Source organism: Bifidobacterium gallicum DSM 20093 = LMG 11596 (assembly GCF_000741205.1).
GTDB classification, from domain to species: domain Bacteria; phylum Actinomycetota; class Actinomycetes; order Actinomycetales; family Bifidobacteriaceae; genus Bifidobacterium; species Bifidobacterium gallicum.
Genome location: NZ_JGYW01000005.1, coordinates 409,578 through 434,817, shown reverse-complemented (window position 1 = coordinate 434,817; position 25,240 = coordinate 409,578). Strand labels below are relative to the sequence as shown.

Below are 25,240 nucleotides of genomic sequence, written 5' to 3'. Positions count from 1 at the left end.
TTCCTCAGGGAAGTGTCTTCAGTTGCGCTTCAGCAGTCGTTGCGCCACTTGCAAGCGGCGTTCTCCAATTTCTTCGACGGTACTGCGGATTATCCGAGGTTCAAGAAGAAGTCCCGTGGCGGAGCCGCCACGTTCGTTCGTAGCGCGTTCACATGGGACGGCCGCACTCTCAGGCTCGCCAAGATGGACAAGCCGCTCGACATCCATTGGAGCCGTCCGTTGCCGGACGGCGCATACCCGGTCAACGTGACCATATCCTTGGATTCGGCTGGCCGCTGGCATGTGAGCATCCTCGTGGAGGAACACGTCACCGCGTTGCCAAAAGCCGAAGGCGAGGTCGGCGTCGACATGGGCGTGGAATCCTTCGCCACGCTCTCCACCGGCGAGAAAATCGACAACCCGGGGCTGCGCAAGAGGAACGCCAAGCGCCTGGGGAAAGCGCAACGCGATCTGGCGCGCAAGCAGCAAGGAAGCAGGAACCATCGCAAGGCCGCGTTGAAAGTCGCCAGGATCGAGGCGCGTACCGCCGACCGGCGGCGTGATTTCCTGCACAAGCTGTCCACCCGCATCATCCGTGAAAACCAAACGGTCGTGCTGGAGGACTTGAACGTGCGGGCCATGAGCCGCACCTGCGAACCCGTCGCCGACCCGCAACACCCGGGACGGTGGAAACGCAACGGCCAGACGGCCAAACGCGCCCTCAACCGCGGTATCACGGACGCGGGCTGGCGCATGTTCCGCACCATGCTTGAATACAAGGCCGCATGGTACGGACGCGACATCGTGGTCATCGACCGCTGGTACCCGAGCAGCCAGATCTGCTGCGCCTGCGGACGCCATGATGGCAAAAAACCGTTGAACGTCAGGGCATGGACGTGCCCCGCGTGCCACACAACCCATGACAGGGACGTGAACGCCGCGAAAAACATCCTCGCCGCAGGGCTTGCGGTGAACGTCTGCGGAGACGGACGCAAACACCACAACAACTAACCACGTTGTAGTGCGAAGCGTAGTCTGTGAAACAGAAACCCTAGGCCGCGAGGCCAAGGAATCCCCCGCCTCTACAAGCGGGGGAGGATGTCAAGGTATTGATATAAGGATTTTTGCATATGCACCTTGGGCATTCTTCCTGTCGGACCGTCAACCACGGCCGCAAGGCGCAGCAGTCCAAGATGGCATGCACATTACAGCGATGTCTGAAGGTCACGGAAGGATAAGGCAATCATGACCAGACCGACCGATGAAGAACTCAAAGCGTTGCGCAGCGATTTTGGCCTGCGCTTGAGCAACTCCATGAAACAATACGGTCCGCTCTGCATCGGCATTGACCCACATCGCAAGCTGTTGCAGGAATGGGGCTACAACGTGAACGCCGACGGCGCGGAAATATTTTCGATGCGCATGATCCAAGCCGCCACGTCACGTGCGGCGGCCGTCAAATTCCAGTTGTCAATGTTTGAACGCTACGGTTCCAAAGGCATCGCGGCTTTGGAACGCGTGCTGTTCGCCGCACGTCAGCTTGGCTTGATTACGATTGTGGACGGTCTGCAAGGGGGATTGACCACGACGGTGTCGGCTTTGGCGGACGCGTATTTCAATCCGGGTGCGCCACTGTTGTGTGATGCGGCGACATTCATGCCGTACTATGGTGCGCGATCTCTGGGTGGCATTATTGAGGACGCACTGAACAATGGTCGTGGTGTGTTCATCGCGTCACTGACGTCGAATCCGGAAGGCGCCAGTTTGCAAACGGCCATCCGCCAATCAGGCGAGTTCAAGGGGCATACTGTGGCGTACGGCATCGCACGCACGGCGCAGAAATACAATAACGAGATTAAAGGTTTGGGTTCTGTGGGCCTGATCATTGGCGCGACCATTGGCCAGTGGGTGCAGGATTCAGGTTTTTCTCCATCGAGTTTTACCGGCCCCATCCTCTCGCCAGGCTATGGCTGGCAAGGTGCCGGCGCCGCCGATTTGAAATCCGTGTTCCGTGGCACCCAAGGTAATGTGCTCGTGACGGTGTCGCGTGAGATCGCCAAACGTGGTCCTGACATTGGCGAGCTGACGCATGCCACGGAAGTCGTGGCGTTGGATGTGCGCAGCGCGCTGATGGAAGCGATGAACGAAGATGAACGTGAAGCACCCGTCACGAGCCGCTTGGCCAAACACGTCAAGACAGTGCGCCCGCGCAGCTGATTGATGGCTTGCCTGGCATACCGCTGATGCTGACGCATCGAGCACCCCCTTTACTATGTATCGTAGTGACTGGCGTGTGGATGATGCCCATGTGCCGGCAGTGCAGAAGTAGTGATGAAAGAAGGAACGCAACACATGGCAGCACAGCAGGGACGGCTCATGGTGCTCTCAGGTCCCACGGCCGTAGGCAAGGGGACCGTGGAAGCGGCGCTGCGTGCCGCACATCCGCAAGTATGGGTGTCGGTCTCAGCCACAACGCGCGCGCCACGCCCAGGCGAACAAAACGGCGTGACCTACTGGTTCATGGATGACGCTGAATTTCTGGAGATGCAAGCGCAAGGTGAGTTTCTGGAAACCGCCGTCGTGCACGGCATGGCGCACTACGGCACGCCACTGAAACCCGTGGAAGAGCACCTGGCCCAAGGGGTGCCGACGATTCTTGAGATTGACTTGCAGGGAGCGCGCCGTGTCAAGGAACGTGCGCAGGAACTCGGTTTGGATGTGCTCTATGTGTTCCTTGCGCCACCCAGTTTTGAAGAACTCAAACACCGCCTGATTGGTCGCGGCACCGAAACACCCGAACAGCAGGCGCGACGTTTGGAAACGGCCAAAGTGGAACTGGCTTGCGAATCCGAATTCGACGTGACGATTGTCAATACCACGGTGGAGCAGGCTGCAGCTGAGCTGTGGCAGCTGATTGCCGACGAATACGGGTTGGACAACTGAACAAGACTGAGTGAACGGCAGCGCAATAGGCCATCATGCCAGTCATGCCACATGGCTGGCACGCTGTCAGTCAAGCACACCTTGATGTAAATGTAAGTGAATGTAAGTGAGGGGCTCGCCACCGCAGTAACGGATGGCGAGCCCCTCATGCTTTGCAATGGGCTGAATATCAGGCGTGGCCCGACAAACGGTTGATCAGCTCGGGATCACGCGTGGCACCCTTGTCGGCCGAACGGGCGAACGCGGCGAACGCTTTGAGCGCCTGGCTGACCACACGGTCGCGGTGCGGTACGTAACCGTCGCCGGCCTCAAGTTCGGCACGACGTGCGGCGAGTTCTTCCTCGGTCAATTCCACGTTGATTGTGCGGTTCGGAATGTCGATGTCAATGATGTCGCCATCCTTGATCAACGCAATCGGACCACCCGACGCGGCTTCGGGAGCCACATGGCCAATGGACAGGCCCGAAGAACCGCCCGAATAGCGGCCGTCAGTAATCAACGCGACTTCCTTGCCGATGCCCTTGCCCTTGACGAACGAAGTGGGGTAGAGCATTTCCTGCATGCCCGGACCGCCCTTGGGGCCCTCGTAGCGGATGATCAGCGCCTGACCGGGCTTGAGTGTGTCGTTGAGGATGACTTCGATGGCCTGCTCCTGGGATTCGACGACGAGAGCCGGACCATGGAACTTCCAAATCTCCTTTGGCACGCCAGCCGTCTTGACGACGCAGCCGTCGGGCGCGATGTTGCCACGCAACACAGCCAAACCGCCTTCGGTCACGGCAGGATGCTCAATGTCGTGGATTGCGCCGTTGACGCGGTCCGTGTCGAGCGACTCAAACTTCGTGTTGTGCGTCCACGGATCAGGCGAGACGATGCCGCCGGGAGCGTCCAAGAACATGTCTTTGGCTTCCTGCGTGCAAGTGTCGCGCATGATATCCCAGTCGGCGAGCTTGGCTTCCAAGCTCGGGTAATCGACGGAGTGCACGTTGCGGTGCAGTTTGCCGGCACGGTCGAGCTCACCGAGGATGCCCGTGATGCCACCGGCGCGGTGCACGTCGGAAATCTCCCATTCACCCGAAGGGGACGCCTTGCAAATGCAGGGCACCGTATGCGAGATGCGTTCAATGTCGTCGAGCGTGAAGTCCACGTCGGCGCTTTGAGCCATGGCCAGGATGTGCAGCACGGTGTTTGTGGAACCGCCCATAGCCACATCCATTGTCATCGCGTTTTCAAACGCTTCCTTCGTGGCGATTGAACGCGGCAGCACAGACTCGTCATCCTGCTGGTAATAACGGTTCGCGATGTCGACCACGGTCTTCGCGGCGCGTTCGAACAGTGCCTTGCGGTCTTCATGCGACGCCAGGATCGTGCCGTTGCCCGGCAACGCCAAACCAATCGCTTCGTTCAAGCAGTTCATCGAGTTGGCTGTGAACATGCCGGCGCACGAACCGCAGGTCGGACACACGGTCTTCTCATAGGCGAGCAGGTCTTCATCGCTCATGTTGTCATCGGCGGACGCGTACATGACGTCGATCAGATCGGTGTTCTTCTTGACAGTGCCGTCAGTGAGCACCGTCGTACCGGCTTCCATCGGGCCACCGGAAACGAACACGGTGGGAATGTTCAGGCGCAAAGCGGCCATGAGCATACCCGGAGTGATCTTGTCGCAGTTCGAGATGCAGATCAGCGCATCCGCACAATGCGCATTGACCTGGTATTCGACGGTGTCGGCGATGATTTCACGGCTGGGCAGCGAATAGAGCATGCCCGTGTGTCCCATGGCGATGCCGTCGTCCACGGCCATCGTGTTGAACTCGCGCGGAATGCCGCCGGCCTGCTTGACAGCCTCGGAAACGAGACGGCCCACCTTGTTCAGGTGCACGTGGCCCGGCACGAACTCGTCAAACGAGTTCGCGATGGCGATGATCGGTTTGCCAAAATCCTTGCCGTCCACGCCGGCAGCGCGGTACAGGGCACGGGCGCCGGCAAAAATACGGCCGTTCATGATTGTCGCTGATCGCATTTTCATAACTCACCATTCAAGCGAACAACCCGTGCCCCCTAAGGGGAAATGTCACATGGTGGAAGGGTTTTCACGCAGTTGTTGCACTGCATGTTGCAACGCGTCGACGCGGTCCGTGTGCTCCCACGTCAGTTCGGGAATGTCGCGACCAAAATGGCCGTACGCCGCCGTTGTTGCATAAATCGGGCGCAGCAGGTTGAGTTCGTCCACAATGGCCGCCGGACGCAGGTCGAACACTTCACGTACGGCCGCCTGGATCTGTTCGCGTGTCACGCCGGGCGCTTCGGTGCCATAGGTGTCCACGTTGATGCTGACGGGATCGGCCACACCGATCGCGTATGCCACTTGCACTTCAACGCGCTTGGCCAAACCGGCCGCCACAATGTTCTTCGCGACCCAACGCGCCGCATAGGCGGCGGAACGGTCCACCTTGCTCGGATCCTTGCCTGAGAACGCGCCGCCACCATGATGCGCCGCGCCACCATAGGTGTCCACAATGATCTTGCGCCCTGTCAGACCAGCGTCAGCGGCCGGACCACCGAGCACAAACGAACCCGTAGGGTTGGTCAGCAACCGGTAATCCGACACGTCCACGCTGGCTGGCAGCACGTCGGCCAGCGTGGGGCGCACCACATGCTGGTCAAGTTCGTCACGCAACCACTCCTGGCTGATACCGGGATCATGCTGCGTGGATACGAGCACTGTGTCGAGGCGCACGGCGTTGCCGGCCTCGTCGTATTCAATCGTGACCTGCGTTTTGCCGTCCGGGCGCAGATGTGGCACGATGCCTTCATGACGCACCTGCGCCAGTCGTGCGGCCAGACGGTGGGCCAGATGCACAGGTAGCGGCATGTACGCGTCGGTCTCGTCGCTCGCATACCCGAACATCACACCCTGATCGCCCGCGCCTTGCGCCTCATAGCGTTCTTCACGCGATGCCGCGCTTTCCGCGTCGGCCGACAGGCGTGAGACACCTTGGTTGATTTCAGGGCTTTGCTCGCTCAACGACACGACCACACCGCACGAATCAGCATCGAGACCGATGTCGGAGCTCGTGTAGCCGATCGAACGCACGACGTTGCGCACAATCGACTGGATATCCGAGTAGCCTTCACTCGTCACCTCACCGAAAATGAAGAACTGGCCCTTCGTGGCCGCTGTTTCTACCGCCACATGCGAATGCGGGTCCTGGGCAAGCAGGTCGTCAAGAATGGCGTCGGAAATTTGGTCACAAACCTTGTCGGGATGGCCTTCGGTCACGGATTCTGCCGAGATGAGTGTGCGTTCGTTCATGGCTAGGCGCCTTTCTGGTCGCTGGGTCTTTCTGGTCGGTTGGTATGGGCAAAGATTGCTATGGGCAAGGATTGGGGCGGTGGACACGCCATGTGCTGCACGTGCGGAAATAATCCAAACAACAGTGGCACAACAAAGCCCCGGTGCTGAACGGGGGTGGGCAAGCCGGGACGAACATCCCAACGCAGCTCTCCGTTTCAGGTCCGGGGCTCAAGCGTGTTTTACGTACCGTCAACAACGGTGCGTAAGCAGTGATAATCAGTTGCCTTCGTTGAGGTCGTCCTCGCCGAGGGTTTCCTCAACGAAGCCTTCGTTGATCTCACGGAAGGCGATGGACAGCGGCTTCTCCTGATTCTGGTATTCCACGAGCGGGCCGACGTTCTGCAGCAGGCCTTCGTTAAGCTGCGTGAAATACGAGTTGATCTGGCGGGCGCGCTTGGCGGCGAAAATCGCGAGTGCGTACTTGGAGTCTGCATGCTCCATGAGGTCGTCGATCGGCGGATCCGCAAGACCGGTCGGAGTCGGCTCGGTACCGAATGCCATGGTTGAGTCTCCCAATCACTAAAGTCTGACTGTTTCCGAACTCCCCACTGTACGTGCACGAGGGGACTTTTGCACGGGTTCATAACCAACACTACACAAGCGCTGCACAAGTGGTATGTCAACGTTGTGCGGGTGTGCGTGGCGCGGGAACGAGCGGTGGGAACGCGGTTGGAGAGCGGTGCGCATTACACTGTTCAGCACTGTTGCGTTGACGGGATGTGCTGATGCGGGAAGGGGCTGCGATGACTGACGCTGAACAACTCGCGTTGCCGGGATTGGCTCCGCGCAAACGTAAGAGCCGTGCGCGTGTTAAGCAGCCGGCCGCGTTGCTGCCCATCGCTCGCGTTGTGTTGGACGTGCAGGCTACGCAGCTGGGACAGTTGTTTGATTACTTGGTTGAGGAACGGTTTTCCGATGCTGCTCGGCCCGGCACGCTCGTGCGCGTGCGGTTCGGCGGCAAACTTGTGGACGCTATTGTCTGGGAGCGCCGCGCGACGAGCGACACGGACGCCACGGCGTTGCGCTACGTGGAGCGTGTGCTCAGTGACGCTGTGCTCGTGCCGCGCCAGATGCGTCGTGATATCACGGCTATTGCCGACGCGTATGGCGGCACACGCGCCAACATTGTGCGGGTGGCCGTCGCGCCGCGCGTGGCCTGGGTGGAGCAGCGGCTGGGACCGCTGATTGAGCGCGTTGACGCACTCGAATCGGCGGCCATGGGCTCCGGCTCGGCTGCGGCTGTGTCTGCAGGTTCGCCGGCTAGAGGTTCGCTAGCTGCCGGTTCGGTGGCCACAGGTTCGGCTGATGCTGTTGATTTCCCTGATAACGCCCTGGGTGCCGCAACGTTGCCCGCCGACCGCCTCACGCATGCGCAAGCATTGTTGCAGCGCGAATGTGCGCGGTATGCGCTCGCCTATGACGAGGGCCGCGCGCTGCTTGATGCGTTGCGGCATCGGCAACCGGTCGATGAGCATGGCGGCGGTGATGCGAGTGCTGGTGAGGGGCGTGCCGCGGGAAGTGATGCAGTATCGGATGCCGGGCAAGAGCGTGGTGCCGGGCATGATGGTGGCGCCGGACAACAATCTGGGGGAAGGCGTGGGACGGTGCCGCTCGTTTGTGGTGGATGCGGCGCCGGGCGCGTTCATGTGGGCGCGAGACTTGGCTTGTATGGTCATACAAGCGTGGATGGCGGGACGGTCGGTCGCGGTGGTGCTGCCGACGCAACGCGAAACGTTCGACTTGATGCACGCGTTGACGCAATACGGGTTGCGTGCGTTTTCGCCTGATGATCTGACTGCCGATGATGCTGCTATGCAACAGGGTTCCGGGGAACATGAGGGGGAGTCAGAAGGCACGTTGCGGCAGCGTCTGGAGGAGCTGGGGGATGTGGCGATGTTGACGACGGCATTGTCTCCGGCGCAACGATACGCCTCCTATTTGGCTGTGGCTTCGGGCCTTGTGCGCATTGCGATTGGTACGCGGGCCACGATGTATGCGCCTGTGGCTGATGACGCGTTGTTTGTGATTGTTGATGATGCGGCCTATCAGAACGCTGACGGGTTCATGCCGTATGCGAATGCGCGTGGTGTGATGCATGTGCGCAGCATGATGCATGGTGGTGTGTTCGTCGCGATGGCGATGGCGCGTAGCGTGTTGAGCCAGTATGAGTGCGAACCGTCATGCACGGTGGCCGCTACGGTGAGCGGACCGGCGACGAGTGTGCATCCGACCAAGGATTGCGTGCAATCATTGCTGCCGGTTGTGCGATGGTTGAGCCGTGAGGAACTGTTGCGCCTGGGGGATGCGAGTGTGGGCGCGCGCATGCCGCATACGGCCGTGACCTTATTGCGTAAAGCCTTGGAAACGGGGCCTGTGCTGTTGTCAATTCCGCATGATGGTTTGGCTGATACGTTGAGTTGTGCCAGTTGTTTGACGCAAGCGCGATGTCGGCGTTGCCAAGGTCCGTTGGAATCGCGCCCGCATGAGGCGCCACGCTGCCGTTGGTGCGGGGCTCCTGCCACGGATTGGCAGTGTGCGCAATGCCAGGGCACACGGTTGCGGACGATCCGCGTTGGGGCGGCCGGCACGATTGAGGAACTGCAAGGATTGTTCCGTGGTGTGCCCTTGCTCGTGTCGAATGCGCGGTTGCCTGGTGGACCTCTGGTATGGGTGGAGGATGAGCCTGCGATCATTGTGGCCACTGAAGGCTCCGAACCGATGGTGCGTGGCGACGGACACAATGCCGGCATGTATGCGGCGTCAGCGGTGCTTGACGCTTGGACGAGTTTGTATCGTCCGGGTATTGATGCGCGCATTGACGTGTTGGGCCAATGGATGCGTGTGGCTTCGATGACGGCTCCGGCCGTGCGCGGCGGCACGATGCTTGTGATTGGGCAGAGTGACGCGGTGGTCGCGCAGTCATTGATGTTGTGGGATTCGCGGATGTTGGCGGCACGTGAGTGTGAAGAGCGCAGTGAAGCCGTGTTGCCACCGGCTGTCAGCGCCGCTTGCGTATGGGGCAGGCGTGATGCTGTGCAAACCTGTCTGCGTACCATTGGCGTGCTGTCGGGCGATTGGGCTCAAGTGGCAGGTCCCGATGGTGCTGTGCCTGCCGTGTTGGGGCCTGTGGGCATTCCCGCGCAGGCCACGGTGGATGCGCGTGAGTTGGAAAACATGGGTGACCGTGTCAAAGCCGTGGTGCGTGTGCCGCATGAGCGACGGGCTGAACTGGCGTTGCGGTTACGTCAGGAATCGGCACGGCATATGGCCATGCGTGAACCGGGAGAGTTGCGCTTCCAACTCGATCCGAAGGATTTGGTGTGAGTGTATGTGAGTGTAATGGCTGCAGCTGTGGCCCGTAGCGTTGGCTGATGTTGGCGCATGCTGGTCATTGACATCGGAAATGTTGCATGCGCGCTCGGGCTGATTCGTTCCTCGCCTTTATGATGGAAACGACATTACGCATGCTGGCGCAGCGCACATTGGCGTCGGCAGTGAACCACATACCGTGAATCGAAGGTGAGTGCATGCTCAAGGTCCTGTTCGCCGGAACGCCGGAAACGGCTGTTCCTTCGTTGCGCAAGTTGGCGCACGATACCGACCATTTTGAGATTGTGGCCGTGCTGACGCGTCCTGACGCGCCTACGGGACGCGGTCGGAAACTGCAGCCAAGCGCTGTCAAGCAAGCGGCATTGGAATTGGGCTTGCCCGTGATTGAATCCGATCCGAAAGAGGAAACGTTCGTGGACGAGCTTGCCGCAACAGGCGCCCAAATCGGCGTGGTTGTGGCGTATGGCAACATTTTGCGCCAGCATGTGCTTGACGCGCTGCCGATGGGATGGGTGAACCTGCATTTCTCACTGTTGCCGGAATGGCGTGGCGCGGCCCCGGTGCAACGTGCCATTTGGGCTGGTGACTCGGTGACGGGCACCACGGTGTTCCAGTTGACGCGTGGTATGGATGAAGGTCCGGTACTGGCGCAGTCCACCATGGAAATTCGCGCGCATGACACGTCGGGCGAGTTGTTGGAACGTTTGGCGCAAGACGGTTCACATCTGCTGGCCGCCGCGCTTGAAGCGTTGGCTGAAGGCCGTATTTCACCCGTGCCGCAACCACAAGGTTCGTTTGAAGTGGCACGCAAGATCACGACCGAGGACGCCGCCGTACGGTTCAAGGCTCCCGTATTCGCCGTGGACCGTCAGATTCGCGCCTGCACGCCGGCTCCGGGCGCGTGGGCCCATCTGCATGCCAACGCCGTGGCTGAAGACGCGGACGCTGTGGAAGGCAAGGAAGCGCCAGCCGCCACGGTCTTGCATATTCTTAAAGCGGTGCCGGCCGATACGGAAGACATGCAGGTGCCAGACGATCTGGAACCTGGCAAACTTGTGGTCACCAAAAAACATGTGTGGGTTGGCACGTTGACGAGCCCGCTCGAACTGCTCGCAGTCAAGCCCCAAGGCAAAAAAGCCATGGCCGCCGCCGACTGGGCGCGAGGTGCGCATCTCGACGAAACGGCGTATCTGGACTGAGAATCTGTTATCACCTGTCATCGCCTGATGCGTTTGGGGCACTTGGCGCTCGTATCAGGCGATGCAATATGCCCATGCGGCAGACGATGCCCATGCAGTAGACACTGCATGGGCATATTGCTTAATCCAACAAATCAAGGAGCAGCGCCAAATTGCGCTCATTGATGCAGTACGGCGCTTGTGCGCGCACCGTGGGCTTGGCGCAGAACGCCACACCAAGACCTGCCGCGTGAATCATTGGCAAATCGTTGGCGCCATCACCCATGGCCACGGTCTGGCTCATATCAATGCCCATGTCTTGAGCCCATTGGCGCATCGACGCGAGTTTGACATCTTTGGTGACAACCGGTCCCACGGTTTGACCCGTGAGCATGCCATCGTCCTGGCCTAAACGGTTGGCCAGCGTGAAATCAAGGTTCGCATCTTGGGCCAGCAAATCCACGACCTCATGGAACCCGCCCGACACCACACCAACTTTCCAACCGTGCGCATGCAACGTGTCAATCAATTGATGGGCACCATGGGTCAGCTGCACGCGCTCATGCACCGTCTGGAAAATTGAAGCATCCAATCCTTTGAGCAACGCCACACGCTCACGCAAGGCTTGTTCAAAATCAAGCTCACCGTTCATCGCCTTGGCTGTTACCGAAGCGATATGCTCACCAACACCGGCGGCCGCACCCAATTCGTCAATGACTTCCTGATCAATCAGCGTGGAATCCACATCCATCACGAGCAATCCGGGTTTGCTCAACGTGGGACGCGATGCAGGTGACGGCGAATTGGGGCGCGATATGTTGGAACCTTGCAAAGTTTCGGTGCACATGGTTCCGATTGTCGAAAAACGTTGGGACAATCATAATCATGCCTATTGCAATGATTCTTGCCGAAGCGAACCCTGTGCAATGTTCCACGGGGTCCGAAGGTCTGATTGGATCGATGACCATGTGGCTGGTCTCGATGATGGAACATGTGGGAGCGGTCGGCGTGGCGCTCGCGATCATGCTGGAATCCGTGTTCCCGCCAATCCCGAGTGAAATCGTGCTGCCATTGGCCGGTTTCACAGCGGCCCATGGTGATTTGTCGTTGTTCGCCGCGATCATATGGGCCACGCTTGGTTCGTTGCTTGGCGCGTGGACGCTCTATGGCATTGCGCGCTGGGTCGGGTTGCACCGCATTTTGAACGCGGCCGACCGTATGCCCGGAGTCTCACGCAAAGATGTGCACCAAGCCAACGCATGGTTCACCAAATATGGCAAATGGTCGGTCATGATTGGCCGCGTGATTCCCGTGGTGCGCTCGTTGATTTCAATTCCTGCTGGATTCAACCGCATGAACTTCGCCACGTTCTCGATATTCACGTTTCTCGGTTCACTCGTATGGAACACGGTGCTTGTTGGTGCCGGATACCTGTTGGGCGATGAATGGTGTTCGATTCTTGGCGTGCTCAACGTGTTTGAAGATGTCATTATCGTTGTGTTCATCGGCGTGCTCGTGTTCGCTGCGGTACGCTGGGTGAAACGCGTGTCAGCGGAACATAAGAGGAAACAGTCCGACGATGACGACGACATGATGCATGAGTCCACCTTGATGATGGATACGACTGAGGAGCGTGGTGCCGGTGAGCTCAGCGCAGGATCGCGAACTGATTGAATTTGATGACCCTCAGGTGTCGACGCCTGAACAATTGGCGGCGCAAAACGATGCGTTGCGTCAACGCAACCATGCGCTTGCGCAAGCGTTGACCCGTGCCGGCCAGGAACTGTCTAAAGCCAAAGCGCAAATGGATGTGTTCGCACAACCGCCATTGACCTATGCCACGATGGTGCGCGTTGTCAGTGACACGACCGACCGGTTCGGCGTGCAGCATGCCACAGCTGAAATCATGCATGGCGGCCGCGCGATGGTTGTGGCTGTGGCGCCCAACGTGCAAGCCAGCCGTTTGCGCATGGGATCAACAGTGGTGCTTAACGAGACGATGCTGATCGTGGGGCACCGTACGGTTCCCTTGCATGGGCAAGTGCGCACCGTCAACGAGGTGTTGCCCGATGGCCGTCTGCTGGTCGCCGACGCTTCCGGGTCGACCATGGTGGTGGAACGTGCGGGCGACTTGATCCGCGCCCACATTAAACCTGATGATGCCGTCATGTTGGACGCTTCCCAACGTATGGCGTTGCAAATCGTGCCGCGCGGTGAACAAGCCGATCTGGTGCTGGAAGAAGTGCCTGATGTGACATTTGACGACATTGGCGGGTTAACCGAGCAAATCAGCCGTATCCGCGACGCCGTGGAATTGCCGTATGTGCATCGTGAACTGTTCGCGTCCGTGCATTTGGCGCCACCCAAAGGTGTGCTGCTGTATGGACCTCCAGGCAATGGCAAAACGTTGATCGCCAAAGCCGTGGCGCGCGCGTTGTCCACGCGGTCGGACCGTCCTGGCGTATTCCTGTCAGTCAAAGGCCCGGAACTGCTCAACAAGTATGTGGGCGAATCGGAACGCATGATCCGCATGATTTTCGACCGTGCCCGCGAACGCGCCGCGGCAGGCAGCCCTGTGATCGTGTTCATCGATGAAATGGACTCGTTGCTGCGCACCCGTGGTTCAGGTGTGTCATCCGACGTGGAAACCACAATCGTGCCGCAGTTCCTGACGGAACTTGACGGCGTGGAAAGCTTGGAAAACGTGATGGTCATTGGCGCTTCCAACCGCATCGACATGATCGATCCAGCGGTGTTGCGTCCAGGACGCCTTGATGTGAAAATCCGTATCGACCGGCCCGACAAGGAGGCGGCGCGCTCGATTGTGCGCCACTATTTGACCGACGATTTGCCGTTGGCCGCAGGGCAAAGCGCCGCCGGCATGGCCCAAACACTCGTAGAACAGATTTACACGGCCGATGAGCGGCGCCGTATTGGGAGTTACATGGACGAGCGTGGTACTTGGATGCCACTGACGATGGCCGATGTCACATCGGGTGCGAGCCTGAAAAACATTGTGGACCGCGCCAAGATGAAAGCCGTCAAGCATGCCATCGACGCTCAGGCGCCGGTCAGCTTGACGCCGGCTATGCTGGTTGAAGCCGTCGATGAGGAATGCCATGATTTGGCACACACCCTCGCCGACGTGGATGCGGCCCAATGGGCCCGAACCAATGGCATTGGTGTGGGCGAGGTGACACGGATCCGCACGCGATAGGAGGCTGACGCATGAGTGTGCAGCGCATTATGGGAACGGAAACCGAATATGGCGTCCACGAAGCGCATGCGGCACGCTACAACCCCGTGGAGCTTTCGTTCGCCGTGATCGACGCCGCGGCACGCGATGACGCACGTCGGCGCATCCGTTGGGATTATCGGCGAGAAGATCCCGTCAACGATGCGCGTGGCACACGCTTGGAGCGTGCGGCCGCACACCCCGATTTGCTGACTGACGAACCGCAGACCACGGTCATCAACATAATCGCCCCGAATGGGGGACGCATGTATGTGGACCATGCGCATCCTGAATACTCCGCGCCGGAAACCACCGACCCGTTCATGGCCACGGCTTACGACTATGCGGGCGACCTGCTGATGCAGGAAGCGGCACAACAGGCTTCACAGCAGACGGGTAAAACCATTGCGCTCATGCGTACGAACGTGGATGGCAAAGGCGCCAGCTGGGGCACACACGAAAACTACATGATGGATCGGGCGGTGCCGTTCCACGCAGTCGCGTCCCTATGCGCCACCCATTTTGTGACACGCCAAATCTATGCGGGGTCAGGACGAGTGGGACTCGGCGAGCGCAGCGAACAAGCCGGATACCAGCTGAGCCAACGTGCCGATTACATCCATATGATTGAAGCGTTGCAAACCACATTCGACCGTCCGATCATCAACACGCGTGACGAACCCCATGCTCCGGCCGACCAACGCCGGTTGCATGTGATTGTGGGCGATGCGAACCGCATGCCAGTGCCGCAAACGCTCAAACTTGGCACCACGAGCATGTTGCTATGGGTGTTGGAAACCGCGTATGCCAACCCTGATGCCGGCATCGTCGAACAGTTGCAGGACTTTGTGCTGGCCGACCCTGTGCAGGCGATGCATGAAGTGTCGCATGATTTGACATTGCGCAGCGTGTTGGCGTTGACCAATGGTGAGCGCCAGAGCGCCTGGAACATCCAGGTACGCTTGTATTCGCTGGTCTACGAAGTGGCGGCCATGGTCTATGGCGCTGATTCACTGGGGGAGCCGTTGTGGCCGGACAAGCCTACGCGCTCGCTGGTGGCCATGTGGAAACAGGCGTTGCTGGATTGTGGTGCGATTATGCATGCCGATGATGATGCACGCCTGAGCATGAGCGATGAGGCGTCGCGTGTGGAATGGCTGCTCAAATGGCAGATGCTTGAACGGTTGCGTCGGCGCATCGATACGACTGGCACGTTGGGGCAATCGGCATGGGCGGATGCACGCATTCAGGCGCTTGATTTGCGGTGGTCCGTGTTGGATCCGTACACGTCGCTCGTGCATGCGCTTGATCAGCGTGGCCTGATTGAACATGTCTGTTCGGCGCAGGAGGTGCATGATGCGGCCCGGTATGCGCCGCCCACCACGCGTGCGTGGACTCGTGCGGCATTCATCAATCAGTATGCTGAGGATGTGGTGGCCGCCTCGTGGACGCAGTTGACTGTGCGCGATCCCAAGTCCTGCGCACTTCATACTGTGGACATGACCAACCCCCGTTCGTTCGCCCAGGGCGAATCGGAGCCGGTATTCAAGTCCGAGACGTCAGCGCTGGCAATTGTGGAGCGACTCAACTATTTGCAGTCGGCAGAACGGTAAATGTCTCCTCTAGGGGGTTGACTGGTAGTACGGATCACAAGCCAATGTTGGCTAGACCATTCCTATGCAAATGACCGTTGCGTTAGGAACGGCTATTATTCTGATGCACAGGCAACCGCATGGCGGTGGCGTTTTCCCCTGAATGTTTTGCGAGGAGATTGAACAACCATGACCGAACTGAGGAATCTGGCGATGCAGGCCGCCCAGGTCGCACAGGATGCGGGCCGGCATGCACTGGCGGACCAGGTGACACCACGTAGTCTCATGGTTGTGGATCCCGACCACCATGATTATGACGAAGGCCTTGAAGTTGAGCAACGTCTGGAACGGTATATGGCTGTTCGCCTCAATGAGATCAATCCGTTCAGCGGCTTGTGGAATGAACGTCCCGCCGAACTGCATCCGGGCGACCGGTTCTGGTGTCCGGGCGGCATTGATGGCGTGATCAACTATTCACGGTCGATGGCTGAATGGACCGTGACGATTTCACTGTTTGAGTTCAATGAGCATCTGAGCGCCCAACCGATTATTGGCGTGGTACATGCGCCCGCATTGAACCTCACGTATGTGGCTGCGCGACGGTCGGGCGCCATTCGCATCCGCAAAACCCCAATGGGTGAGAAACGTGAGAAAACTGTGCCTTCGACGACAGCCCATCTGGACGGTTCCGTCGTCAGTTTTGGCATGTCGCATAAATCCGAGGAATCCAAACGCGCGTTGGATGTGGTGGCGGCATTGTCCGGGCGTCCGGCTGATATCAAGCGTATCGGCCCTGCGTCGCTGGATTTGTGCAAAGTGGCTGACGGCACGTATGACGCCTATTTTGAACCGAATTTGCATGAATGGGATGTTCCTGCCGTGTCTGCCGGAGCTATCGTAATCTGGGAGTCACAAGGTCGCATTGCGAACTGGGCCGGTGACCTGATTCATTGGCGTAGTGAAAACGACGTGGTGGCCACCAACGGCATCATCAATGATGAATTGCGCCCGATTTTGCTTGAGCACTGACAGGCCGCGGCTGCGTTCAGCCAAGATGCGACAACCAGAACCAATCAAGGAAGAACGATGCCACAGGAACAAGTGAACCGCAAGGCAAGCGAGCACACGCAAGCCGTGAACGACGAACAGGTTCGTCTCAATGTGGAAGCGGAAGCGAGCATGGACGTGCTCGACTCGATTCTCGATGATATTTCCACTGTGCTCGAAACGAATGCGCAAGAATACGTGGACAGCTTCGTGCAGAAGGGCGGCCAGTGAGCGATGCCGCAACTGCATGATTCGACGAGTCGTGCCCAAGGGGAACCAAACGCGCATGAACACGGTTTTGACCGCATCTTCGGTTTGGAAACCGAATACGGTGTGAGCGTGACGGGAGCGGACCATGCAGTGCAAGCCGCCAACGCGGCTGTGGCCATGTTCCGGCCCATCGTGGAGCATACGCGTTCCACGAACACGTATCTGGCCAATGGTTCACGACTGTATCTCGATGTGGGAGCCCATCCCGAATATGCCACGGCAGAGGCGCGCATGCCGAGTGACGCATTACTGGCCGATGCGGCGGGGGAGCGCATCATGCGTTCAATGGCGTTGAACGCCCAGGAACAGTTGCGCGACGCCGTGGGATCGGCCGCGCGTATCCATTTGTTCAAGAACAATGCCGATTCAGCCGGCCACTCGTTTGGATGCCATGAGAATTATTTGGTGCGCCGTTTTGTGGGGCTGACAGACATTACCGACCAATTGCTGCCATTGTTGATCAGCCGTCAGATCATCACAGGTGCCGGACGGTTTGCCGATGGCCGGTTCAGCATCACGCAACGCGCATTGTTTGTGGACGAAACGGTGTCGTCAGCCACGACGCGCAGTCGTCCAATGGTCAATACGCGTGATGAACCGCATGCGAATCCGGAAGAGTTTCGACGTTTGCATGTGATCATAGGCGACTCGAACCGTTCCCAGTGGGCGACTCGCATGAAGCTGGCAATCACGCATCTGGTGCTGTGCGTGATTGAATACCATGCGCGACATCAGGAGTCCAGCGCCTTGTCGCTCATGGCGTTGGCTGATCCCGTGGACGCCAACCATGCCGTGGACGAGCATGGGGTACAAGCGCAGTTGCAGTTGGCTTCTGGAGATCATGTGAGCGCGCTGCAGATGCAACGCCGGTATTGGCAGGCGTGTGCGACGTTCCTCGATGCTCATGCGCACGCTGTGGACGCTTCATTGGGCCAGCCGGGTGCCGCATTGCAAATTCTTGACGAATGGCGCGTGGTGCTTGACGAGTTGGAACGTGATGATATTGCCAGCTTGGCCACGCGTGTGGATTGGGCTGCGAAATTGCACTTGTTCAGCCAGCTGGTCGCACGGCGGTTGGGTTGCGACGTGGATCAGGCGCGTGCATTGCTGCGCCAGCCGGGCGCGCTGCCGCCGGCACTTGCGTTGCAATTGGCCCAATTGGATTTTGACTATCATGACATTGCCAATGGCGCCGTATTCGATGCGCTCGTGCGTCATGGCCGCATGATTGAGGAAGTATCAGCTCAACAAGCGGATGAGGCGCGTCACACGCCTCCAGCAGGCACTCGTGCCGTGTTGCGCGGTCGGTTTGTGCAGTTGGCTGCCGAGGCTCATGTGCGTCATGCGTGTGATTGGACGACGCTTGAACTGCTCGAGCCGCATAAGACGACGGTATCGTTGCTTGACCCGTTCGAGGACCAGCCTGATGCGCAATTGTCCGCCATCTTCGACCAGTTGGAAGCCCGCATCGCGTTGCATGAGACGCGTTGACCGCGTGGTGCGTAGATATGAAAAAATCCCGGCCATCATTGGTCGGGATTCTTTCATACGGCCGAGGCCGTTATCACTCGGTGACAGCCTTCTTCAGCAGCGAGCCAGCGGAGATACGCACACCGTAGGTGGCAGGAATCTCGATGGTTTCGCCCGTACGCGGGTTGCGGCCCGTGCGAGCGGCGCGAGGCACGCGCTCGGCGGAGAACAGACCGGTGAGCTTGAGACCCTCGCCGGACTTCATGGCCTCAACGAAGACGTCCTGGAATGCGTTGACAGCTGCTTCAGCCTGAGCCTTGGTGAGGTTCGACTTCTGGGCGATCTTCGAGACGAGATCAGACTTGTTGTATGCCATAAAGCATCCTTCTTGGTTAGGGGACGATCCTTGGAGCGGTACGTCCTTGTTTCATTGGATATCATAGCGCATAATCTACCGAAATAGGCTAATTTGCAACGATTTTCATGACTCTTCTCAGTTTTGTGATGATTTGCGTGGCGACTGTCGCATAAGTATTCCGTCCACTTTATGCAAAAGTGGCATATTTAGTATGGTTTCAACAGTTTTCGAGGGGAAAGGGGCGTTGTCGCTGCAATAGAAATATCAAAAAACAGGAAACGTGAACAATGTCGTAAGTAGTGCCGGCGCTGCGGAACGTACTGAACATGCAGCGACGGCAACGGTGGAACGCAAACTAGTGAGGGGCTTTTATCAGATCATGTCGTGACGGTCAAGCCACTTCATGGCCAAGGCGCCAACGGGGATGCGCAACCAGTAGAACGCGAGACGGTAGACGATCGTGGCCGACAACGCGATCGGGGAGGGCACGCCCACGGCAGTAAACGCGACCGACAACGCGGCTTCCACAGCACCCAAGCCGCCGGGCGTGGGCACGGCGGAACCCAACGTATTGGCCAGCAGGAAGATGAATGTCGTCTCAATCGGATTCATCGAGAACCCGAACGCGTGCAAAGCCGCCCAGAATCCGAAACCGGTGGCCAGATTGAGCACTAACGCACCCACAATGCCGATGATCAGCTCACGGGGCTGCGTGAGCGTCTCCAACAGGCTGCGCGCATACGATTTGAGCAGTGGCAGGTATTTTTGCGTGACTTTACGACGAATTGGCGTGATGGCCATCGCCAAGCACACGACGAGCGCGACAATAGCGATCACCATGATCAACGTGTTCGTCGGCACCATGCCCGACAGCGTGTTGCGGCCCGTGAAAATGCCAATGACTATCAACAAGATGACGGTGGTGACGGCTTGCACGCCCCACACGGCGCTCATGATGGCTGTGGCCACGGTATTGCGATATCCGTTCTTACGCAGGAACTGCAAATTGACAAACGCAGGGCCGATGCCGGCGGGCATCGACACGGCCGTGAAGCCCGCAGCCATTTGTGAACACAACAATCCGAATGGATTGACGGGCCCACGGTTCATGAAACCGCCCAACGTGACGGCTGAACCCACCCATGCGAGGAACCCGAAACCCACGCACAACAACGCGAACCACAAGTTGGCGTTCGTGACGGCCTTGATCATCTCCTCGGGCTTGAGTTGCGTGAAAATCACAGCAACGGCAATCACGAGCAGCGCCATGCCGACGAACGAACGGATCGAGAACCGCGAAAGCGTGACCTGCTCAAGATTTTCAGCGGCCTCCGGAGGCGCGAGCGCGCTCATCGCCTTGCGCAAGTCTTCGAGCAGATGTTTGTTCCAACCATCCAACTGGCGTGTGGACGGTGGGACGGCAGCCCGCTGCACAAACGGAATGAGATTGATCAGCGTTTCCGTGTCCCACACGCGCTTGGCCACGCGGATTGTGCGATCCACGCCGTAGAGCGCCGCATACAGCGCGAGCATTTGCACGTTGTCGAGTTCCACGTTCGTGATGCTGCTGGCCACATCGCCGTTTTGCCAGCCGGCAATGAACATGTGTGCCGGTTGTTGTTCGGGAGTGCCGAGTTCCTTGATGCGCCCGAGCGTGTTGAGTGTGATACGCCGATGCGTGTAGCCGCGTTGGTGCGCGCGGTCAAGATACTGCAGCAATTCCACGAGCTCGTCGTCAGTCAGCGTCGCGGCGTCACATTCGTCCAGCACGGCGCAGGGGTTGAGCACGAGCATCGAGGATTCACTGTAATCGGCGACGCCATACGGTTTGATCGTGGGCAATCCCAGCGAGCGCAATCCCAACAGCATTGAAGCGTGATGATGCTGCGCGCTGATGGCGGAACGGTCCTTGCGCACAGCCACACTTTTCAATTTGACCAGTTGCCACATCTGATTCAAATAGCCGGCGAACCGCAGTTGGTTGTCGAGCACGGACACGGTGTAATGGCGACCATCCTGGTCGCGCATATCGTAAATGCGCGAGTTTTCGACCAGATCATCATCCAATGATGTGACGAGCACGCCGGGTTCGGTATTCAAACTGGTGCGACGTGTCAATTGCACAGGATTGAGCCCGATGGTGCGCACGGCTGAAATGATTTGACGGCCCCAGGCCCCCGTGTTGATCGAACCGATGGCGAACCGCAGCACGAGCCCAATGACGCGACCAAGCAGCAACGACAGCATAATGCCCGTGACTGAACTCCACGATGTGATGACGAAGATGACGCCGGCGGCAATGAGAATGTTCCAGCCCCATTTGACGGTGGACCGCGTGCGACGCGGACCCGCCATCGTCAGGAACGCGGACAACGCGGCAAAAAAATCAGGCAACAACGCGGTGCCCAAGCTCGTGCCCGCAGACATCAGCGTACCCACAAGAATCGAATTGCCCCACGTGCTCAACGCCAACGACGTGCCCCATGCGGCGCCGAACCCAAGCAGTAGCGCGCCAACAGACAGGGCGGCTTGCAACCATTCTTTACGCGTCATGATTTGGATCAGCACGCTGACGACCACATAAATGACCACAAGTTGTTGCAACAATGACGCGGGCACGTCGAGAATCCAGTCCACGTTCTTACCCACGTTTTGCGCGTCATACGCCACACCTGTGGTCACGCCGCGCAAATACACGGCGAACAACAGCAGCAATACGGCAATGATCAAATCAAGGACAGCGTTGACAAGGTCGCCAAACACATGTGTGCGCTGGGGAGGGATATCGTCAATAACGACATTGTTCATCGTATCGTCATCGTCAAGCATGGTGGGTGAGGCCAATGGTGCCGCTGACGCAGAATCCGAACCGGATTGCGGCGGCTCCGTGCGGGCTGCGTGATTTTGCGGTGATTGCTTGCTGCTCATCCACACCTCATCCGTTGCTTGGGGTCATCGTGATGTGCCCATCACAGTGTGCGATGGTGCGGGAAGCCGTTCATCTCATCGGTATTTACCTGCGGCCATTCTTGCTGTGAAGAGCACAAACGCCCACCGAAGTGGGCGTTTTAAGTGTACTAGGCGGCCTGCATGAGGCACAGCATCATTCAGCGAACGAAATCAAATCCGCAGCCACACCCACATACGAGGCAGGAGTCAACGCTTTGAGACGTGCAGCCGTTTGCTCATCGAACTGCAACGAATCAATGAAACGCTGCACATCATCCTGGTTGATACGATGGCCGCGCATGAGCTCCTTGACTTTCTCATACGGACGTTCCATGCCTGGCAGACCTGCCAATTCACAAGCGCGCATCGCTGTTTGAATAGGCTCGCCCAGCACTTCCCAATTCGCATCCAACTCGGCTTGCATCGTGGCTTGGTCGGGATGAATCGACTGTAAGCCGCCCAACAGGTTGTCGAGCGCGAGCAGCGAATAACCCAACGCGGAACCAATGTTGCGTTGCGTCGTCGAATCAGTCAAATCACGCTGCCAACGGGATTCCACAAGCGTGGCCGACAATGTGTCGAGCAGTGCGCAGGAAAGCTCAAAGTTCGCTTCAGCGTTCTCAAAACGGATCGGATTGACCTTGTGTGGCATCGTCGACGAACCCGTGGCACCCTTGACCGGCACCTGGGCGAACACGCCACGCGAAATATACATCCACACATCCACGCACAGGTTGTGCATGATGCGGTTGGCATGGCTGACCGTGCCATAGAGTTCGGCCTGCCAGTCATGCGATTCAATCTGCGTGGTCAGAGGATTCCACGTCAAACCCATGCGGTTCGTCACGAACTCGCGCGACACAGCCACCCAATCCACATCGGGATAAGCGGCCAAATGGGCGCCGAACGTGCCCGTGGCACCATTGATCTTGCCCAAATACTCCTGGGATTCAATATGACGGATCTGACGGTTGATACGGTAGACATACACCGCCAGTTCCTTGCCCAACGTGGTAGGAGTGGCCGGCTGGCCATGCGTCAACGACAGCATCGGCAGTTCAGCGAACTCCTCGGCCTTGCCCATCAGATGGGCCGTGATGGCCTTGGCGGACGGCAACCACACCTGTTCCATCGCGTTCTTGACACAACGCGCATACGACAGGTTGTTGATATCTTCACTCGTACAAGCAAAATGCACGAGCGTCTTCAACTCGGTCAGCTGCGTGGGATGGCCCAGCACTTCGGCCGCGCAATCCAATTCATCATCAATGTAATATTCCACAGCCTTCACATCATGATGCGTGATGGCCTCATGAGCGGCATGGCGTTCAATGCCCTCATCATCAAAAGTTTCAGGAATCGCGCGCAAATAGGCTTGTTCCTCATCGGTCAACGGCTTGACACCTTGCACAATCGGCTCATAACCATTGCCTTCGAAACCGTTGGCCAGCAGAATCATCCATTCCACTTCCACGCGCATGCGCTCGCGGTTGAGTGCGGGTTCGCTCAAATATTCAACGAGGGGGGCCGTCTGCTTGCGATAGCGGCCGTCGAGTGGAGTCAATGCGGGAGTAGGGGAAATATCGGTAAGCCTCATGTGCCCCACCCTACTGGAAACCGCCAACGGGTGGGGCCTTGAAGCTGCGTTTGTCTCAGGTTATGGGAAGGCGTCCGTAGCGTGACCGGCTACGGGCCGATCGGACAGGACGCAGGCCAATACAGCATGACCTTGGTCAATGGCATCGGTTGAACATCGATGAAGCATCAATATGGTCTCAAAAGGATCAACCGCTAACGAGCCAATGCCGCACGAGGTTGAGGAACTATGGCTGTGAACACTGAATCCGCATGATCCTTCGTCACGCGGCCCTGCCAATACGTGGTGCCCTGGTAGGTGCCGTCGATCGTATTGGCGAAATGCTGTTCATGCGTTTGCACGGCAGGTGAGCCCAACGCGCTGGCATCCTCATACGCCGACTCGTGGTATTTGAGCCAATGTGTGATCTCATAACGGTTGGGGTCGCGCTCCACGCCAGTACCTGAGTTCAGCGCATTCGCCTGATCGAGCGCCCCCTCATCCAACGAACCGCGCACAGTCAACCAAGTGTCGGTGCTCGGATTCGCCTTGCCATCCAACGCGGCCACCAGTTCATCATCCATTTCAATGGCCGTTACCCACGTGGACGACGCGATCGGATGGTTGGCGATGGGCGAGCCCGCTGTCACAATATGGTCGATCGTGAATTCATCCGCGCAATCCGACGCGATGGCCGCCGCCACAATACCACCTTGCGAGTGGCCGACCATCGCCACGGGTTCGTCGGATTTGATGCCGGCTTGCCTCATGGCTTCCACGACCATGCGTGCACTTTCGGCATTCATGCGTTGTTCGCTGTTCGAACTCATGAGCTCCACGTTTTGTGGCCATCCGAACGGCGAATCGTCTTTGCCATCAGTGCCGGGGATCGACACGAGCCATGCGTTCGTGCCGTCATCGCGCACATATTGCGAAATGGCGATCGTGCCGTAGCTCAATGCAGTGTCATCACTGGTCGTCAATCCCGATTCGCTGCGATTCTCGCCGAGCCGGCGCAAATTAGACAACGCTCCGCTAACCGAAGTTGTGGCGCCAACCACCTGCGCATGCCGACCCACTTGCGTGACGGTCAAATCAGTGCCTTGCGCGTAGTTGTGCCATGGCTGCAAGAATTGCGACAGGTTCGCGGCAGCATTGGCGACAGCGGTCGATTTGCGCGCTTGCGCACCGCCAATGCGCTGGTCGACGCCGGCATTTGTCCCCACAGCGCTCATACCCGTTGCCCCGGCCAACATATTGACCCAACCAGACAGACCATTGAGCGTGCCTTCCTGCATCCATGTGGTGCCATTGAGCGCATGGAACGCGTTGACATGGCCTTCCTTGACGAGGCCATACAGCAGTCCGCCACCCGCGCTCAATAGTGTGCTGGCGCCAATCTGCCATGGTGTGGCGGCGGTGATCTGTTGCGCGGCCTGCGTGCCCAAACGGCGTGCCGACGACTCGGCTTGTGCATACAGGCTGTACGCGCGCGACAAAAGGGAGGCCAATGTTTCACATTCCTGTGCCAACGAAGCCAAGTTGGTGGACACTGCGGACGCCTGCCCGGCAATGTCTGCCGGCAACGTGGCATGCTGCGAGCCGGCAGAGGCCGCCATCGAGGCGTTCAGGGCCGACAATGCTCCTACGGCGCCATTGAACGCGCCACCCAGTCCTGTGTCTGCGCTTGCCGCGCCAACACCGCTAGCGCTGCTAACCGTTGTCGGCGCACCCAGGGCGCTCGTGTTGTTCGCCGCACACCATGCCATGCGTGATTGCGCGCCCGTCGCCGTAAACGCCAGTTGACTACATTGCGTGGAGGAACGTGCCAATGCGGCACGCGCCTGATCGAGTAACGCCACCACGCGTTGCGCGCGCTGTTCATCATCCACACTGACCATGCCGCCATACACGCGTGAGACCACGCGCACGCCTTGTTGAGCCACCTGTGCCAT

General features: G+C 58.7%; 18 protein-coding genes and 1 pseudogene. 11 read left to right on the top strand and 8 right to left on the bottom strand.

Going from position 1 to position 25,240, the window contains the following annotated elements:
- The 3 genes from BGLCM_RS06320 to gmk all read left to right on the top strand — a co-directional run.
- On the top strand, nucleotides 1–990 hold a 990-nt coding region (locus BGLCM_RS06320; RefSeq protein WP_044085160.1), incomplete at its 5' end, for an RNA-guided endonuclease InsQ/TnpB family protein.
- A 234-nt stretch (nucleotides 991–1,224) separates the two neighbouring features.
- Nucleotides 1,225–2,196, top strand: a complete 972-nt coding sequence (gene pyrF / locus BGLCM_RS06315; protein WP_006294875.1) for an orotidine-5'-phosphate decarboxylase — start codon at nucleotides 1,225–1,227, stop codon at nucleotides 2,194–2,196.
- Nucleotides 2,197–2,331: 135 nt separating this feature from the next.
- Nucleotides 2,332–2,922 carry a guanylate kinase gene (gmk, locus tag BGLCM_RS06310; RefSeq protein ID WP_148401531.1) on the top strand — a complete coding sequence of 197 codons (591 nt, stop codon included), beginning with the start codon at nucleotides 2,332–2,334 and terminating at the stop codon, nucleotides 2,920–2,922.
- Between the two features lie 169 nt (nucleotides 2,923–3,091).
- Here the strand turns inward: gmk and ilvD are convergent, their stop codons facing one another.
- From ilvD to rpoZ, 3 genes are all read right to left on the bottom strand, one after another.
- A complete protein-coding gene (gene ilvD, locus BGLCM_RS06305) occupies nucleotides 3,092–4,951 on the bottom strand; it encodes a dihydroxy-acid dehydratase (RefSeq protein ID WP_006294873.1) in 1,860 nt (619 codons plus the stop codon).
- Nucleotides 4,952–4,996: 45 nt separating this feature from the next.
- Entirely contained in the window at nucleotides 4,997–6,238 is a 1,242-nt protein-coding gene (gene metK, locus BGLCM_RS06300; RefSeq protein ID WP_006294872.1) for a methionine adenosyltransferase, read from the bottom strand.
- Nucleotides 6,239–6,496: 258 nt separating this feature from the next.
- Nucleotides 6,497–6,781: a DNA-directed RNA polymerase subunit omega gene (gene rpoZ, locus BGLCM_RS06295; RefSeq protein ID WP_006294871.1), complete on the bottom strand. Its 285-nt coding sequence runs from the start codon at nucleotides 6,779–6,781 to the stop codon at nucleotides 6,497–6,499.
- A 224-nt stretch (nucleotides 6,782–7,005) separates the two neighbouring features.
- Here rpoZ and BGLCM_RS08780 point away from each other — a divergent pair.
- Together BGLCM_RS08780 and fmt are read left to right on the top strand one after the other, a co-directional pair.
- Nucleotides 7,006–9,604, top strand: a pseudogene (locus BGLCM_RS08780) (primosomal protein N' family DNA-binding protein).
- 203 nt (nucleotides 9,605–9,807) lie between these two features.
- Entirely contained in the window at nucleotides 9,808–10,809 is a 1,002-nt protein-coding gene (gene fmt / locus BGLCM_RS06285) for a methionyl-tRNA formyltransferase (protein WP_006294869.1), read from the top strand.
- 121 nt (nucleotides 10,810–10,930) lie between these two features.
- Here the strand turns inward: fmt and serB are convergent, their stop codons facing one another.
- Nucleotides 10,931–11,539, bottom strand: a complete 609-nt coding sequence (gene serB, locus BGLCM_RS06280) for a phosphoserine phosphatase SerB (protein WP_006294868.1) — start codon at nucleotides 11,537–11,539, stop codon at nucleotides 10,931–10,933.
- A gap of 134 nt (nucleotides 11,540–11,673) precedes the next feature.
- On the opposite strand from serB, the gene BGLCM_RS06275 reads away from it, so the two are divergent.
- The 6 genes from BGLCM_RS06275 (at nucleotide 11,674) to BGLCM_RS06250 (ending at nucleotide 18,423) form a co-directional block, all read left to right on the top strand.
- Nucleotides 11,674–12,462: a DedA family protein gene (locus BGLCM_RS06275; RefSeq protein WP_187367851.1), complete on the top strand. Its 789-nt coding sequence runs from the start codon at nucleotides 11,674–11,676 to the stop codon at nucleotides 12,460–12,462.
- Nucleotides 12,463–12,478: 16 nt separating this feature from the next.
- Complete coding sequence (gene arc, locus BGLCM_RS06270) at nucleotides 12,479–14,005, top strand: proteasome ATPase (RefSeq protein WP_148401542.1); 1,527 nt, start codon at nucleotides 12,479–12,481, stop codon at nucleotides 14,003–14,005.
- A gap of 11 nt (nucleotides 14,006–14,016) precedes the next feature.
- Complete coding sequence (gene dop / locus BGLCM_RS06265) at nucleotides 14,017–15,636, top strand: depupylase/deamidase Dop (protein WP_006294865.1); 1,620 nt, start codon at nucleotides 14,017–14,019, stop codon at nucleotides 15,634–15,636.
- A gap of 168 nt (nucleotides 15,637–15,804) precedes the next feature.
- Nucleotides 15,805–16,644 (top strand): inositol monophosphatase family protein, encoded by an 840-nt coding sequence (locus BGLCM_RS06260; RefSeq protein ID WP_006294864.1) that lies wholly within the window; start codon nucleotides 15,805–15,807, stop codon nucleotides 16,642–16,644.
- Between the two features lie 57 nt (nucleotides 16,645–16,701).
- The gene (locus tag BGLCM_RS06255; RefSeq protein ID WP_006294863.1) at nucleotides 16,702–16,893 is read left to right on the top strand and encodes a ubiquitin-like protein Pup; all 192 of its coding nucleotides are present in this window, start codon (nucleotides 16,702–16,704) and stop codon (nucleotides 16,891–16,893) included.
- Nucleotides 16,894–16,896: 3 nt separating this feature from the next.
- Nucleotides 16,897–18,423, top strand: coding sequence for a proteasome accessory factor PafA2 family protein (locus tag BGLCM_RS06250; RefSeq protein WP_006294862.1), 1,527 nt, complete (start codon nucleotides 16,897–16,899; stop codon nucleotides 18,421–18,423).
- A gap of 73 nt (nucleotides 18,424–18,496) precedes the next feature.
- Here the strand turns inward: BGLCM_RS06250 and BGLCM_RS06245 are convergent, their stop codons facing one another.
- From BGLCM_RS06245 to BGLCM_RS06230, 4 genes are all read right to left on the bottom strand, one after another.
- On the bottom strand, nucleotides 18,497–18,778 hold the full coding sequence (locus BGLCM_RS06245; RefSeq protein WP_006294861.1) for an HU family DNA-binding protein: 282 nt from the start codon (nucleotides 18,776–18,778) through the stop codon (nucleotides 18,497–18,499).
- A gap of 354 nt (nucleotides 18,779–19,132) precedes the next feature.
- On the bottom strand, nucleotides 19,133–21,589 hold the full coding sequence (locus BGLCM_RS06240) for a lysylphosphatidylglycerol synthase transmembrane domain-containing protein (protein ID WP_006294860.1): 2,457 nt from the start codon (nucleotides 21,587–21,589) through the stop codon (nucleotides 19,133–19,135).
- A gap of 274 nt (nucleotides 21,590–21,863) precedes the next feature.
- Complete coding sequence (gene purB / locus BGLCM_RS06235) at nucleotides 21,864–23,306, bottom strand: adenylosuccinate lyase (protein WP_006294858.1); 1,443 nt, start codon at nucleotides 23,304–23,306, stop codon at nucleotides 21,864–21,866.
- A 194-nt stretch (nucleotides 23,307–23,500) separates the two neighbouring features.
- Entirely contained in the window at nucleotides 23,501–25,240 is a 1,740-nt protein-coding gene (locus BGLCM_RS06230) for a PGAP1-like alpha/beta domain-containing protein (protein WP_006294857.1), read from the bottom strand.